This window comes from Rouxiella chamberiensis, from assembly GCF_026967475.1.
In the GTDB taxonomy this organism is placed as follows: Bacteria; Pseudomonadota; Gammaproteobacteria; order Enterobacterales; family Enterobacteriaceae; genus Rouxiella; species Rouxiella chamberiensis.
The window spans coordinates 4,114,235-4,127,925 of record NZ_CP114058.1; the positions used below are offsets into that span (position 1 = coordinate 4,114,235).

The 13,691-nt window shown below is 53.6% G+C and carries 11 protein-coding genes, 1 tRNA gene and 3 pseudogenes; 8 read left to right on the forward strand and 7 right to left on the reverse strand.

Going from position 1 to position 13,691, the window contains the following annotated elements; all coding sequences use genetic code 11:
- Nucleotides 1–294: 294 nt before the first annotated feature.
- From O1V66_RS19230 to aspA, 5 genes and pseudogenes are all read right to left on the reverse strand, one after another.
- Nucleotides 295–370: transfer RNA gene (locus O1V66_RS19230), tRNA-Phe, on the reverse strand.
- Between the two features lie 144 nt (nucleotides 371–514).
- A pseudogene (gene dicD, locus O1V66_RS19235) lies at nucleotides 515–1,091 on the reverse strand (division control transcriptional repressor DicD).
- Nucleotides 1,092–1,167: 76 nt separating this feature from the next.
- Nucleotides 1,168–2,941 (reverse strand): annotated as a pseudogene (locus O1V66_RS19240) (protein-disulfide reductase DsbD).
- Between the two features lie 164 nt (nucleotides 2,942–3,105).
- Entirely contained in the window at nucleotides 3,106–4,407 is a 1,302-nt protein-coding gene (locus tag O1V66_RS19245) for an anaerobic C4-dicarboxylate transporter (RefSeq protein WP_045048957.1), read from the reverse strand.
- A gap of 184 nt (nucleotides 4,408–4,591) precedes the next feature.
- Nucleotides 4,592–6,025 carry an aspartate ammonia-lyase gene (aspA, locus tag O1V66_RS19250; RefSeq protein ID WP_045048958.1) on the reverse strand — a complete coding sequence of 478 codons (1,434 nt, stop codon included), beginning with the start codon at nucleotides 6,023–6,025 and terminating at the stop codon, nucleotides 4,592–4,594.
- A gap of 369 nt (nucleotides 6,026–6,394) precedes the next feature.
- On the opposite strand from aspA, the gene O1V66_RS19255 reads away from it, so the two are divergent.
- The 4 genes and pseudogenes from O1V66_RS19255 to O1V66_RS19270 all read left to right on the forward strand — a co-directional run bounded on the left by O1V66_RS19255 (nucleotide 6,395) and on the right by O1V66_RS19270 (nucleotide 9,737).
- Nucleotides 6,395–6,877 (forward strand): FxsA family protein, encoded by a 483-nt coding sequence (locus O1V66_RS19255; protein ID WP_045048959.1) that lies wholly within the window; start codon nucleotides 6,395–6,397, stop codon nucleotides 6,875–6,877.
- Between the two features lie 155 nt (nucleotides 6,878–7,032).
- Nucleotides 7,033–7,327, forward strand: a pseudogene (locus O1V66_RS19260) (co-chaperone GroES).
- 49 nt (nucleotides 7,328–7,376) lie between these two features.
- A complete protein-coding gene (gene groL, locus O1V66_RS19265) occupies nucleotides 7,377–9,023 on the forward strand; it encodes a chaperonin GroEL (RefSeq protein WP_045048960.1) in 1,647 nt (548 codons plus the stop codon).
- Between the two features lie 369 nt (nucleotides 9,024–9,392).
- Nucleotides 9,393–9,737, forward strand: a complete 345-nt coding sequence (locus O1V66_RS19270; RefSeq protein WP_045048961.1) for a DUF4156 domain-containing protein — start codon at nucleotides 9,393–9,395, stop codon at nucleotides 9,735–9,737.
- Between the two features lie 98 nt (nucleotides 9,738–9,835).
- On the opposite strand, the gene epmB is transcribed toward O1V66_RS19270, so the two are convergent.
- Complete coding sequence (epmB, locus tag O1V66_RS19275) at nucleotides 9,836–10,864, reverse strand: EF-P beta-lysylation protein EpmB (protein ID WP_045048962.1); 1,029 nt, start codon at nucleotides 10,862–10,864, stop codon at nucleotides 9,836–9,838.
- Nucleotides 10,865–10,905: 41 nt separating this feature from the next.
- Here epmB and efp point away from each other — a divergent pair, with 41 nt between their 5' ends.
- From efp to O1V66_RS19290, 3 genes are all read left to right on the forward strand, one after another.
- Entirely contained in the window at nucleotides 10,906–11,472 is a 567-nt protein-coding gene (gene efp / locus O1V66_RS19280; RefSeq protein WP_045048963.1) for an elongation factor P, read from the forward strand.
- A 103-nt stretch (nucleotides 11,473–11,575) separates the two neighbouring features.
- On the forward strand, nucleotides 11,576–11,704 hold the full coding sequence (locus tag O1V66_RS19285) for an entericidin A/B family lipoprotein (protein WP_072045105.1): 129 nt from the start codon (nucleotides 11,576–11,578) through the stop codon (nucleotides 11,702–11,704).
- A 130-nt stretch (nucleotides 11,705–11,834) separates the two neighbouring features.
- Nucleotides 11,835–11,969: an entericidin A/B family lipoprotein gene (locus O1V66_RS19290; RefSeq protein WP_045048964.1), complete on the forward strand. Its 135-nt coding sequence runs from the start codon at nucleotides 11,835–11,837 to the stop codon at nucleotides 11,967–11,969.
- A gap of 46 nt (nucleotides 11,970–12,015) precedes the next feature.
- Here the strand turns inward: O1V66_RS19290 and blc are convergent, their stop codons facing one another.
- Nucleotides 12,016–12,552, reverse strand: a complete 537-nt coding sequence (gene blc / locus O1V66_RS19295; protein ID WP_045048965.1) for an outer membrane lipoprotein Blc — start codon at nucleotides 12,550–12,552, stop codon at nucleotides 12,016–12,018.
- A 107-nt stretch (nucleotides 12,553–12,659) separates the two neighbouring features.
- Here blc and epmA point away from each other — a divergent pair, with 107 nt between their 5' ends.
- Entirely contained in the window at nucleotides 12,660–13,637 is a 978-nt protein-coding gene (epmA, locus tag O1V66_RS19300) for an elongation factor P--(R)-beta-lysine ligase (RefSeq protein ID WP_045048966.1), read from the forward strand.
- The last annotated feature ends 54 nt before the right edge of the window (nucleotides 13,638–13,691 follow it).

Below are 13,691 nucleotides of genomic sequence, written 5' to 3' on the forward strand. Positions count from 1 at the left end.
TTAGTTAGATTTAATTATTCAACAATGGGAAAAGGCTTAAATAATTATTGTAGATAGCGGCTTGGATAAGTTTGCAGCTAATTTACTTTTTAAAAGATGAGGCAGCTCAACTTATTATGTGGGATTTGTCTTGTTTTAACTGATGATGTGTCGAAAAGAAAAGTTAATTGAGAGAAGAAAGAACTTAAGGAAATGAGTTAACGTTTATGGCGTTTTGCGTAGACAAACAGCACCTGGTAAAGATACCTGGATCTCAAAAGCAAAAAACCCGCCATAGGCGGGTTCTTCTAAATATGGTGCCCGGACTCGGAATCGAACCAAGGACACGGGGATTTTCAATCCCCTGCTCTACCGACTGAGCTATCCGGGCAACGGGGCGCATTAAACCGTATTGGCCCAACGCCGTCAACGCCTTTATGCAGTTTATCTCCTAAAAGGTGACTGACTGCTGGCTTTTCAAACAAAAAACATGATTTTTAGGCGCGTAGGGCGAAAATATGCCCGCACCTGCCGATTAAGATAATGCCCCATGTTGACGACAGCGCGCAATATTCAGTACATCTTCGGCCAGACGATTGGCCACCTCGACATCACGAAGCTGGCGCTTCACCAGCAGTCTGCTGAGGCAACCTTCGAGAATCAGCTCCATCTGGTAAGCCACCATTTCGGCATCGTCAGACCCCATCTCCTGCAACAGCGCCAGCGTATAGTTAAACGACGCCTGTTTCTGTTGGTTCGGCGAGCTGATGGATCGGCGATTCTCTGTCAGGATAAAAACTGCACGCCGCAATAAACAGGCAGCCGGGATAACGCTGTTGTCTCACTTGTTCGTTCAGCACTTTATAACGTGCCAGCAACTTTTGCGGAGGAGTGAGGGTTTCATCCAGCAGCAACTGGCGTCGCCAGATATCTATCTGCTCACCGTGATGACGCAGGCTGTCGTACAGCAGCGCTTCGGCGTCCGGCCAGTAATGGGTAAGCTCACTGAGCGGGACATCCACCAGCTCGGCAATCGAGGCCATAGACAGGGTTGCCAGGCCACGTTGTTCCAACAGGTTGAGTGTTTGGTCCAATACTTGTTCACGTAGCACGCTTTCTATCCCTCTTGTCTTGCAAAAATATATCGTCTCGATGCTAGTTGACCACTAGCTATCGCTACAGTGTCGTTTATGGCTGGGTATTGTGCAAATGCGCGGTAAACGCATTGCTGTCCATAAAGCCGGTAACGCGCGACTGCGGCAACTCTTTACCTTCGGCATCAAAAAACAGAATCGTCGGCAATCCGAGCACCCTGAGGCGTTTGAGCAATGCCGCCTGCTCGGGACTGTTGCGAGTGACATCAGCCTGCAGCAGCAGGGTATTGGCGAGGGCATCCTGCACCTGCGGCGTGGTAAAAGTGTACTTGTCGAACTCCTTGCAGGCCACGCACCAGTCGGCATAGAGATCCAGCATCACGCGTCTGCCTTTGGCCTGCTGAAAGGCGGTATTCAGCTCGTCAACATTCCGAATCTTCTGAAACGCCAGAGTGTTCTCGGCAGAGTGCCGAGGGGTCGCAGGAGCAAATACCCAATCCTGCAATGGACGACTGACGACAAGCGCCGCAGCGAAGAACACCAGTTGCAGCAGCCTGAACACGCCACGCGAGGTCTTCATGCTCAGCAACAGCGCCCAGCCGAAGAAGGCGACGCCCAGCAGGCTCCACAAGCGCAGGCCCCATACTTCGCCTATCACGCGTTCCAGCAGAAACACCGGCAGTGCCAGAATCACAAACCCGAAGCCTTCTTTAACCGAATTCATCCAGGGTCCGCTGCGCGGCAGCAGGCGATTGCCGAAACAGGGTGGCGACAACAAGAGGAATGCCCATACCGAAAGCATAAAGGTAGAGCGTACCGGCACCGGCCCAGGGATTTCCGCTCTGCGCGATATACAGCAAAATGGCGCTAAGCGGCGCGGTGGTGCAGGGCGAACAGATAAGCCCCGCCAGCGCGCCCATCACAAATACGCCGACCCAGGATCCGCCTTTTTGCTCATTACTCAACAACGTCAGACGGGTTTGCAGCGAAGAGGGCAGTTGAAGGGTAAACAGGCCAAACATCGACAGGGCCAGCGCAATAAACGTCACCGACAGGCCGACAAGCACCCACGGACTTTGCAGCGCCGCCTGAAACTGAAGCCCGGCCGCGGCAACGGTCACGCCAAGCAGCGTGTACGTCAGCGCCATGCCCTGTACGTACAGCATCGCCAGCAAAAAGATGCGCTTGAGGCTATGCGGACGCTGGCGGCCGAGAATAATGCTGGAAATAAGCGGGTACATCGGCAGCACGCAGGGCGTAAAGGCTACGCCGATACCGATGAGCAGCGCCCAGAGCGGTGAAAATGGCAGGGGTGTCGGCTGGGGTGTGGTTTGCGCCGCGACAGGCGCGTCTTGAGAAGTGCTGGAGGCCTGTTGCGGGGAGTCCGCCGCAGTAGGGGCGGCCACTTCGGCGACTTCGGCCAGCGGAATATCGCGGGTTTCGGGCGGATAGCAGAATCCCGCTGCCGCACAGCCTTGATAGGTCACTCTCAGGCTGGCGTTGGTTCCGGCTTCCCTGAGCGGCAGCATCAGGTTGAGTTTATCGCGATAAATTTCAGAATCGCCAAAGAACTCGTCATGGTGCGCCAGGCCTTTCGGCAGAATATAGGCGGCAAGCGTGGCGTGGTTGGCGACAATGTCAATCTTTTGGCGATAGAGATAATAGCCGTCGCGTATTTTCCAGTTCAGCGCCAGATCTGCGCCTTTTTGCGAAAAATCGAAGCTGAAAGCCTGATCGACGGTCACGAAATGGGGTGAGCTGTTATTGCCAAAGAGGGAAGCTTCACTTCGACTCGGCAGTAACAAAAGGCTGCACAGCAGCAGGCAGACAAGCGGCAAATATTTCTTAAGAACTCGGTAATCCGTCACGGGAGCGTTTTCTCTGATGGTTGGGCGGGGAAAGGTGCAATCGCCTGTTTTTCAACCCGGCATTATACGCGCCATGAGAGGTGAGGAGAACGCCGGTAACGGTGGATTACAGGTCTTTACAGAGAAAGCGCCTAAAACCAGCGGCTTAGGCGCGACGAAAACTGTTAGAGGATGATGCTGCCCAGAGCAAAGCTGAACAGGACGGCGAGAACTATCGCCATCGTGCCCGGAATAAAGAACGGATGGTTAAACACGAAGCGGCCGATGCGCGTGGTACCGGTGTCGTCCATCTGCACGGCTGCCACGAGTGTAGGGTAGGTGGGCAGAATAAACAGACCGGAGACGGCAGGGAACGCGGCAACGGCAGTGAGCGGAGACACGTTGAGCGCCAGCGCCAGCGGCATCAGCGCTTTTGCCGTGGCAGCCTGCGAATACAGCAGCGCCGAGCTGAAGAAGAATATCACCGCCAGCAACCACGGATGCGCCTGAATCAGGCCGCCCGCCGTCTCTTTGATTCCGCCAAGATTGGCCTGCACAAAGGTATCGCCAAGCCAGGCGACGCCGAGAATACAGATACAGGCGCTCATCCCGGCCTTGAAGGTGCCGGAAGAGAGAATGCGGTCGGTATCGACGCTGCACACCAGCGTAATCACCGTCGCCACGCTGAGCATGATGATCAGGATGGCGCTGTTGGTGGTCATCAATGGGGTCGTGATGAGGCCCATTCCCGGACTGCTTATCACGGCGTAAGCCACAACAGAGAGCACGCCCAGCAGGAAAATCGCCACCGAAGCTTTGGCGCGTGGCTGAATCTCGAGGGTTTTGCTGCCGCGCAGCGTAATCAGCCCTTCGTTGAATCGCTTTTGATAGACCGGATCGTCATGCAGTTTCGAATCGAAAAACAGGCTGACAAAAATCGAGGTCAGAATTACCGCCAGCAGCGTTGACGGAATAAGCACCATCAACAGATGCAGATAACTCACGCCGTGCCCTTCCATGACGGAGGACATATACACTACGGCCGCAGAAATCGGCGAGGCGGTAATCGCGATTTGCGCCGCGACAACGGCGGTCGAGAGCGGTCGGCTGGGCTTGATGCCCTGCTCTTTCGACACCTCGGCAATCACCGGCAGCGCCGACAGGGAAATGTTGCCGGTACCGGCCAGCACGGTCAGGCCGTAGGTGACGATCGGTGCCAGAATGGTGATATGGCGCGGATTGCGGCGCAGCAACTTTTCGGTTTGCAGCACCAGATAATCCATGCCGCCCGCAACCTGCATGGCGGAGATGGCGGCAATCACTGCCATCACGATGGAAATCACGTCAAAAGGAATGCTGCCGGGCTTGACGCCGAGCAGGGACAGCGCCAGAACGCCCAGTCCGCCTGCAAAACCAATCCCTACGCCGCCGAGGCGCGCACCCAGAAATATTGCGGCAAACACAATGACTAACTCAAGAATGACCATAAACCCCTTTCCAATATTCTTTTAATTCACTTAACAAGAACTGAGAGGGGATTATTAATGAAATGAAGATTGAAGGCAGGATTTTTTCTAAAAGAGAGGGCGCGAAGCTTAAAAGACCTTCGCGCCCTCAAATAGTCTTAATCAGGGCAGGGGAATTCCGCCTGAAAGCCACTATTGGTGTTCGTTACTCGTTTTCATCCATATAGCGTTTGGCTTTGTAGGCCGGATGCATCAGGTTTTCGACAGAGAAAATGTCATCAAGCTCGGCTTCGGTCAGCAGGCCGCGCTCCAGCACGACTTCACGTACACTTTTGCCGGTTTCGGCGCAGATTTTGCCGACGATGTCGCCGTTGTGGTGACCAATGAACGGGTTCAGATAGGTCACGATGCCTATCGAGTTGAACACGTAGAATTCACATACTTCCTTGTTGGCGGTAATGCCGTTGATGCATTTTTCCAGCAGGTTGTAGCAGGCATTGGTCAGAATGTGGATAGATTCGAACATGGCCTGGCCGATGACCGGCTCCATCACGTTAAGCTGCAACTGACCCGCTTCGGCGGCCATCGTGACACACATATCGTTGCCGATAACCTTGAAGCACACCTGATTGACGACTTCGGGAATGACGGGATTGACCTTGGCCGGCATGATGGACGACCCGGCCTGCAACTCGGGCAGGTTAATCTCGTTGAGTCCGGCACGCGGACCCGAAGACAGCAGGCGCAGGTCATTGCAAATCTTGGAAAGTTTCACCGCCAGACGTTTCAGCGAGCTGTGCACCATGACGTAGGCGCCGCAGTCGGAGGTGGCTTCAATCAGGTCTTCGGCCGGAATACACGGCAGGTTGCTGACCTCGGCGAGTTTCTGCACCGCCAGCGCCTGATAGCCTTCGGGCGTGTTCAGGCGCGTCCCGATGGCTGTTGCGCCGAGGTTGACCTCGAGCAGCAGTTCTCCGGTGCGCAGCAGGTTGCGGGTCTCTTCTTTGAGCAGCACATTGAAGGCGTGGAACTCCTGGCCCAGCGTCATCGGTACGGCGTCCTGCAACTGGGTACGGCCCATCTTGAGGATTTTTTCGAATTCCACCGCCTTGCGCTCGAAACCGTCGCCCAGCTGGGCAATGGCATCAATCAGTTTCAGCAACGAGGTGTATACCGCCAGACGGAAGCCGGTCGGGTAGGCGTCGTTGGTGGACTGGCATTTATTCAGGTGATCGTTGGGATTGAGGAACTGGTAATCGCCTTTCTGATGGCCCATCAGCTCGAGGCCGATATTCGCCAGCACTTCATTGGTGTTCATATTGACGGACGTACCGGCACCGCCCTGGAAAACGTCGATCGGGAATTGATCCATGCATTTCCCTTTGTCTAACACTTCATCACAGGCCTGAATGATGATGTCGGCGATTTTGCGTGGAATGGTGTGCAGCTCTTTATTGGCTAGCGCGGCCGCTTTCTTCACCATGACCATGCCCCTGACAAACTCCGGGACATCGCTGATTGTCGTGTTACTGATATAAAAGTTTTCAACAGCGCGCAGGGTATGGATACCCCAGTAGGCATCGGCCGGGACTTCACGTGTGCCCAGCAGATCTTCCTCGATACGAATCGTATTTGACATGAGAACCTTCTTTTTGGTGCTAAACCGTTACAGGCTGATTAGATAAATGTTACTGACGCTGGACTAAATAAAATAATACACCACTCAGCGCGGCCGTGCGGGCGATCATATGCTGCCTGTCGCGAATTGCACGCACTAAGTACGACACGTTGATGCTTTAGGGACAATGCTTTGGATAACTGTGAAATTTCTCACACTATTTATCTCGTCTGGCCCAACGGCGCGATTTAAATCACATCAACAGGTTGAAATCACACGCCAACGATACCATCTCCTTGTAATCAGCCTTCATAGGATAAGCCTATGAAGCCCCCATTAAAGAGTTCTGGAACCCTGATTTTCGGAACTTGTCATTACAAGGAGAGCGCTGTGCGCTGGTTACCGCTACTGATTTTATTTCTGGTTGCCTACATAGAAATAACCTTATTTATCAAAGTTGCTGCCGTGTTGGGCGTCGCCATTACCCTGTTGCTGGTGGTTTTCACCTCCTGCGTGGGCATTTCGCTTGTGCGCAACCAGGGCATGAAAACCCTTTTCCAGATGCAGCAAAAGCTGGCGCTCGGCGAAAGTCCGGCGGCGGAAATGGTCAAAAGCGTATCGCTGGTTCTGGCCGGATTCCTGCTGCTGGTGCCGGGCTTCTTTACCGATATCTGCGGCCTGCTGCTGTTGCTGCCGCCGGTGCAGAAAACGCTGACGCTGAAATTGATGCCGCATCTGAATATCTATCGCCCGGGCGGTGCCGGTCCGGCGGCAGGCAATACGTTCGAGGGCGAATTCCAGCGCAGGGACGACACCCCCGAGCGTCTGGTGTCGCCGCAGGAAGAAGACCGGCAGGATCCAAAGGATCGCTAACATTGCGAGCAAAGAAAATTCAAAAAATTTTCTTTGCTCCCCTTGAATGGGCGTGTAAAGCACCCCATTAATCAAACCACGAGGTCAGGATAGACTTTCTACCTGGCGTTCAACCCAAATAATTAGATATGGACCTGCTCACAGGAGAGTTATCAATGAAAATTCGTCCATTGCATGACCGCGTTATCGTCAAGCGTAAAGAAGTTGAATCCAAATCTGCTGGCGGCATCGGTTCTGACTGGCTCTGCAGCGGGTAAATCAACCCGTGGCGAGATCCTGGCTGTTGGTCATGGTCGCATTCTGGAAAACGGTGAAGTGAAAGCGCTGGACGTGAAAGTTGGCGACATCGTCATCTTCAACGACGGTTACGGCGTGAAAGCCGAGAAGATCGACAATGAAGAAGTGTTGATCATGTCTGAAAGCGACATTCTGGCTATCGTAGAAGCCTAATCGTCTCTTCACCCATTTTCTGAACTGAACGAATTTAAGGGAAATTATAATGTCAGCTAAAGATGTAAAATTCGGTAACGACGCCCGCGTAAAAATGCTGAACGGCGTGAACATTCTTGCTAACGCAGTAAAAGTCACCTTAGGTCCTAAAGGCCGTAACGTAGTTTTGGACAAATCTTTTGGTGCGCCAACTATCACTAAAGACGGCGTTTCTGTAGCACGTGAAATCGAGCTGGAAGACAAGTTCGAAAACATGGGTGCTCAGATGGTGAAAGAAGTTGCGTCCAAAGCTAACGATGCAGCAGGCGACGGTACTACCACCGCAACGGTTCTGGCTCAGGCCATCATCACCGAAGGTCTGAAAGCTGTGGCTGCCGGCATGAACCCGATGGACGTCAAGCGCGGCATCGACAAAGCGGTTATCGCTGCGGTCGAAGAGCTGAAAGCGCTGTCTGTTCCATGTTCAGATTCCAAAGCTATCGCGCAGGTAGGGACCATTTCTGCGAACTCCGACGAAACCGTGGGCAAACTGATTGCCCAGGCTATGGAAAAAGTCGGTAAAGAAGGCGTTATCACCGTTGAAGAAGGCACCGGCCTTATCGACGAGCTGGACGTTGTCGAAGGTATGCAGTTCGACCGTGGCTACCTCTCTCCTTACTTCATCAACAAGCCGGAAACTGGCGCTGTTGAACTTGAAAGCCCGTTCATCCTGCTGGCCGACAAGAAAATCTCCAACATCCGCGAAATGCTGCCAGTGCTGGAAGCTGTTGCGAAAGCCGGTAAACCTCTGCTTATCATCGCCGAAGATGTTGAAGGCGAAGCGCTGGCAACGCTGGTGGTCAACACCATGCGCGGCATCGTGAAAGTTGCAGCAGTCAAGGCACCAGGCTTCGGTGACCGTCGTAAAGCCATGCTGCAAGACATCGCAACCCTGACTGGCGGTACCGTTATCTCCGAAGAGATCGGTATGGAGCTGGAAAAGGCAACCCTCGAAGATATGGGTCAGGCCAAGCGTGTTGTTATCAACAAAGACACCACCATCATCATCGATGGTATCGGCGACGAAACCACTATTCAGGGCCGTGTGACCCAGATTCGTCAGCAGATCGAAGAAGCGACCTCTGATTACGACAAAGAAAAACTGCAGGAGCGTGTCGCTAAACTGGCAGGCGGCGTCGCCGTTCTGAAAGTTGGTGCAGCAACTGAAGTTGAAATGAAAGAGAAGAAAGCACGCGTTGAAGATGCCCTGCACGCGACCCGTGCTGCGGTAGAAGAAGGCGTGGTTGCCGGTGGTGGTGTTGCGCTTATCCGCGTTGCCCACAAACTGGCTGGCCTGAAAGGCGACAACGAAGACCAGACCGTGGGTATCAAAGTTGCACTGCGTGCAATGGAAGCGCCTCTGCGTCAGATCGTTATCAACGCCGGTGAAGAAGCGTCTGTTATCGCCAACAATGTGAAAGCGGGCGAAGGCAGCTACGGCTACAACGCCTACAGCGAAGAATACGGCGACATGATCGCAATGGGTATTCTGGATCCAACCAAAGTTACCCGTTCTGCACTGCAGTACGCCTCTTCTGTTGCCGGCCTGATGATCACCACCGAGTGCATGATTACCGACCTGCCAAAAGAAGATAAAGGCGATATGGGCGGCGCTGGCGGTATGGGTGGAATGGGCGGCATGGGCGGCATGATGTAATCATCCCCCGGCAGCTATTTTGCCTGTTCGGATGTGGCTGCGGCTGCATCCGGATTAAAAAGACCCAGTCCTTGCGGCTGGGTTTTTTTATGGCTGAATGTCGCCGAACGGGCGTTTTTTACCGCGCCTGCCTCTCTCGCTGCATGGCTTCAAGACGGTGGATTGGGAAATTTTTACCTTTATTTTGTGGTATTCAGTAAGATAAGTCTCATCCTCGCGCATAAATAACGTGTAAACTAGAGACGCGCTCTGCCACAAATTGTGTCGGATAATGCGTTGAATTCTGGGTAAACTCGGCAACGGATGCCTTAGATTGCGAAATGTTATCTGATAGGCGTTAAGTCATTCTCAAAACAAATGGGGAAAGAGATGCGGATTAAAATGTTGCTTGGCTTGTCGGCAGTGATGCTGCTGGCGGGTTGTAGCACAGCACATCAATTAAGCTCTGCCGGTCAGCAGGTGAAATTCACCGATGAAAAACCGAGCAGCCAGTGTCAGCCCCTCGGAACCGTAACCGGTGCTCAGAGCAACTGGTTCTCCGGTACCGCAGGTGACGGCAGCTCCATGCGCGGTGCGGCAAACGATCTGCGTAACAAGGCGGCGGACATGGGCGGCAACACCATTTATGGTGCCAACAGTCCTACGCAAAATATCTTCTCCAGCTTTGCGCCGCTGGACAGCAAGATGGTTGGACAGGTTTACAAGTGCCCGTAAGCGGCCAAAACCGTACTCTCTCGCCAATCGGCGACAGCCAATAAAAAAGGGATGCCATTGTGCATCCCTTTTGCTTATTGTGATCCCACGAGTACGTGTTACGACTGCGTAAGCCGCAGATCCAGCGGCGTCTTGCTTGGCTCGCCGCCGATTTCGCGGGCAAGCGTCGGCACCAGATAACCCGAAACCAGACTCAGCAATGCCTTGATCAGGGCGCGCGCTTCGTCATCGTTGACCATGAAGTGCGCCGCGCCCTGTACTTTGTCCAGCACGTGAATGTAGTAGGGCAGAATACCGGCATCGAACAGCGCATTGCTGAGCGTTGCCAGCGTCTGCGCATTGTCATTGACGCCCCGCAGCAGCACACTCTGGTTCAGCAGCGTCACACCCGCCTTTTTAAGGCGCGCCATGCTGGCTCGCAGCGCATCGTCAATCTCGTTGGCGTGGTTAATGTGCGTCACCATCAACACCTGCAATCTGGAGGCGGCAAGCCGCTGACACAAGCCCTCGGTGATGCGCGCCGGGATAACAACGGGCAAACGACTATGAATTCTCAGGCGTTTAATGTGTGAAATCCCCTCGAGTTCGCTGATAAGCCAGTCAAGCTCGTGGTCTTTCGCCATCAACGGGTCGCCGCCGGAGAAAATTATTTCATCCAGTTCTGGCTGAGTGCGGATATACTCCAGCGCCTGAGACCAGTTATTTTTGTTGCCCTGATTTTCCTGATAGGGAAAATGGCGTCTGAAGCAGTAGCGACAGTTAACCGCACAGCCGCCTTTGACCAGCAGCAGCGCACGATTGCGGTACTTGTGCAACAAGCCCGGCACCACGCTTTTTTGTTCATCAAGCGGGTCGGTGCCAAAGCCCGGTGCCGCGATAAACTCTTCGCGCGCGGTCAGGACCTGCAAAAGTAAAGGGTCTTGTGGATCGCCCGGCTGCATGCGTGCAACAAAAGCGCGTGGCACGCGCAACGGGAACAAACGACGGGCATCGCGGCCCTGCTGCAAATCTGCATGATCGTTAAGTGCCAGAAGAGTAAGCAGTTCGTCCGGGTCCGTAATTACATCGCCGAGTTGATACAACCAATCTTCTCTAAATGGCGTATTTAGGGTTACAATGTGTGCCATTTTTTTGGCTAAGCTACCAGTTTAAAATTTAGAGGGCCATTATGGCGACTTATTCTAGCAACGATTTCCGTCCGGGTCTTAAAATCATGTTCGAGAACGAGCCTTACGCGATCGAATCCAGTGAATTTGTAAAACCGGGCAAGGGTCAGGCTTTCGCACGCGTCAAGATGCGTCGTCTGCTGACCGGTTCTCGCGTAGAGAAAACCTTCAAGTCTACCGACTCCTGTGAAGGCGCGGACGTTGTTGATACCAACATGAACTACCTGTACAACGACGGCGAGTTCTTCCACTTCATGCACCCGGAATCTTTCGAGCAGCATGGCGTTGAAGCGAAAACCGTTGCCGATGCAGCAAAATGGCTGCAAGACAACGCCGAGTGTATCGTGACTCTGTGGGACGGTCGTCCTATCGCCGTTCAGCCACCGAACTTTATCGAAGCTGAAATCACCGAGACCGATCCAGGCCTGAAAGGCGATACTGCCGGTACCGGCGGCAAGCCTGCAACCCTGTCTACCGGCGCGGTTGTCAAAGTGCCATTGTTCGTACAGATTGGCGAAGTGGTGCGTGTCGACACCCGCTCCGGCGAATACGTTTCCCGCGTTAAGTGATCGACCGCTTAATTCGCAGCAACGTATGACGCGTAGCGCCACGGTGAGACGTTTCCGCCGTGGTGCCTACGTGTGAACTTCCGGTTTTTGGATTACGAGTACAATGTTGAACAAGATGTTGTTGATCGTGGTTTCAGTGCTGGCGTTGGCGATCCTGAGCGGTTGCAACACGGTTCACGGCTTTGGTGAAGACATACAACACCTCGGCGGCGCTATCTCCAGAGTAGGCTGACATCGCGTCGGCCTTTTTTGTGCTCGTCTTCTCTTTTTGTCCTAAATTTCTACAGCTTGCTCCCCCCTTCGCAAAGTTAACTACACTTAAGTCGTCTTACTTTACATTCTCTTATAGGAAGGATTTTTATATGCTGAAGAAAAGTATTCTTACTCTGGTTTCTGTCGTTGTACTTTCCAGCCTGCTGAGCGCCTGTAATACTACTCGCGGCGTGGGCGAAGATGTGTCGTCAGGCGGTAATGCGATTCAAAGAGCAGCCCAATAACGCAGCAAGGGGTGACGACCTATTAAAATGTCACCCCCTTTCCCCTCTATTGCACGGCTTTCGACTGATTAACCCAGACCAGCTTGTTGATATCGAAACCGTAGCCCTGCGCCGTCTCCAGCAGTTGCTGCTTCACACCTTCGTCCAGTTTTGGCGCGCGTGACAAGATCCACAGATAGCTTTTGTCAGGCCCGCAAACCAGCGCATACTGGTAATCCTTGTCGAGCACAATAACGTTGTAGCCGCCATAGAATGGCCCAAAGAAGGACACCTTAAGCGCCGCACGTGACGTCGGGCCGGTGAAATAGCCTTTGCCTTCGCTTTGCTGCCATTTGTTTTTCTGCGGATTGAAACCCCGATTGATAACCTTTACGCCGCCGTCGTCGCGCAGGCTGTAATTGGCCGTCACCTGCTCCAGACCGCTTTCGAAGCCGTGATCAAGACGGGCAATCTCGTACCAGCTCCCAAGATAGCGATTGAGTTCAAAATTATTGACCACTTTGACGTTGTCAGGCGGTGTAACGGCACAACCGACTGAAAGCAGTGCAGAAATAAAAACGCCCATTTTGGACAAGATACGCATAGTCTTCCCTTTCTGATGTAGAAGTTTAAGTGTAGCCAACGGAAATTTGTTTGCCCGAGGGGATGCGAGTAGACTGCATGCCCTGTCTGATATCGGAGTAAGTAATCATGAGCGAAACAGCAAGCTGGCAACCCAGTGCATCTATCGCCAATTTGTTGAAGCGTGCGGCAATCCTGGCTGAAATTCGACGTTTTTTCAGCGATCGCGGCGTTCTGGAGGTGGAAACACCGACCATGAGCCAGGCGACGATCACCGACATTCATCTGTTTCCTTTTGAGACGCGCTTCGTCGGGCCGGGCGCTGCCGAGGGCATGACCCTCTACATGATGACCAGCCCGGAATACCACATGAAACGTCTGCTTGCCGCGGGCAGCGGGCCAATTTTCCAGATGGGGCGCAGCTTCCGTAACGAAGAGGCAGGGCGCTATCACAACCCTGAATTCACCATGCTCGAATGGTATCGTCCGCGTTATGACATGTATCGACTGATGAACGAGATGGATGACCTGCTGCAACAGATCCTCGATTGCGATACCGCCGAAACGGTTTCCTATCAGCAGATCTTTATCCGCCATCTCGAGGTCGATCCTTTGTCGGCCGACAAGGCGCAGCTGCGCGAAGCGGCGGCCAAGCTGGATCTTTCCAATATTGCCGATGAAGAAGAGGATCGCGACACGCTGCTGCAACTGCTGTTTGCAATGGGCGTGGAGCCGCACATTGGTCGCGACAAGCCGACTTTTGTTTACCATTTCCCGGCAACGCAGGCGTCGCTTGCAGAAATCAGCACCGAAGATCACCGCGTGGCCGAGCGCTTCGAGGTGTATTACAAAGGGGTAGAGCTTGCCAACGGTTTCCGTGAACTGACCGACGGTCGCGAACAGCGTCAGCGTTTCGAGCAGGATAACCGCAAACGTGCGGCCAGAGGATTACCGCAGCATCCCATCGACCAGAACCTGCTGGCGGCGCTGGAGCACGGCATGCCGGAGTGTTCGGGCGTGGCGCTGGGCGTTGACCGACTGGTGATGATTGCGCTGGGCGCTGAAAGCCTGAGTGATGTGCTGGCCTTCCCGGTCACCCGCGCCTAGGTTCTTGCCGGTTCAGGCACGCCAGACACAAGAAAAGGGCTGATAACGTATCAG

What these genes read in the sequence shown, in the direction of transcription:
- O1V66_RS19245 (WP_045048957.1), bottom strand. Translation starts at nt 4,407, where the DNA reads ATGGTCATTCTTGAGTTAGTCATTGTGTTTGCCGCAATATTTCTGGGT.
- aspA (WP_045048958.1), bottom strand. Translation starts at nt 6,025, where the DNA reads ATGTCAAATACGATTCGTATCGAGGAAGATCTGCTGGGCACACGTGAA.
- groL (WP_045048960.1), top strand. Translation starts at nt 7,377, where the DNA reads ATGTCAGCTAAAGATGTAAAATTCGGTAACGACGCCCGCGTAAAAATG.
- O1V66_RS19270 (WP_045048961.1), top strand. Translation starts at nt 9,393, where the DNA reads ATGCGGATTAAAATGTTGCTTGGCTTGTCGGCAGTGATGCTGCTGGCG.
- epmB (WP_045048962.1), bottom strand. Translation starts at nt 10,864, where the DNA reads ATGGCACACATTGTAACCCTAAATACGCCATTTAGAGAAGATTGGTTG.
- efp (WP_045048963.1), top strand. Translation starts at nt 10,906, where the DNA reads ATGGCGACTTATTCTAGCAACGATTTCCGTCCGGGTCTTAAAATCATG.
- O1V66_RS19285 (WP_072045105.1), top strand. Translation starts at nt 11,576, where the DNA reads ATGTTGAACAAGATGTTGTTGATCGTGGTTTCAGTGCTGGCGTTGGCG.
- O1V66_RS19290 (WP_045048964.1), top strand. Translation starts at nt 11,835, where the DNA reads ATGCTGAAGAAAAGTATTCTTACTCTGGTTTCTGTCGTTGTACTTTCC.
- blc (WP_045048965.1), bottom strand. Translation starts at nt 12,552, where the DNA reads ATGCGTATCTTGTCCAAAATGGGCGTTTTTATTTCTGCACTGCTTTCA.
- epmA (WP_045048966.1), top strand. Translation starts at nt 12,660, where the DNA reads ATGAGCGAAACAGCAAGCTGGCAACCCAGTGCATCTATCGCCAATTTG.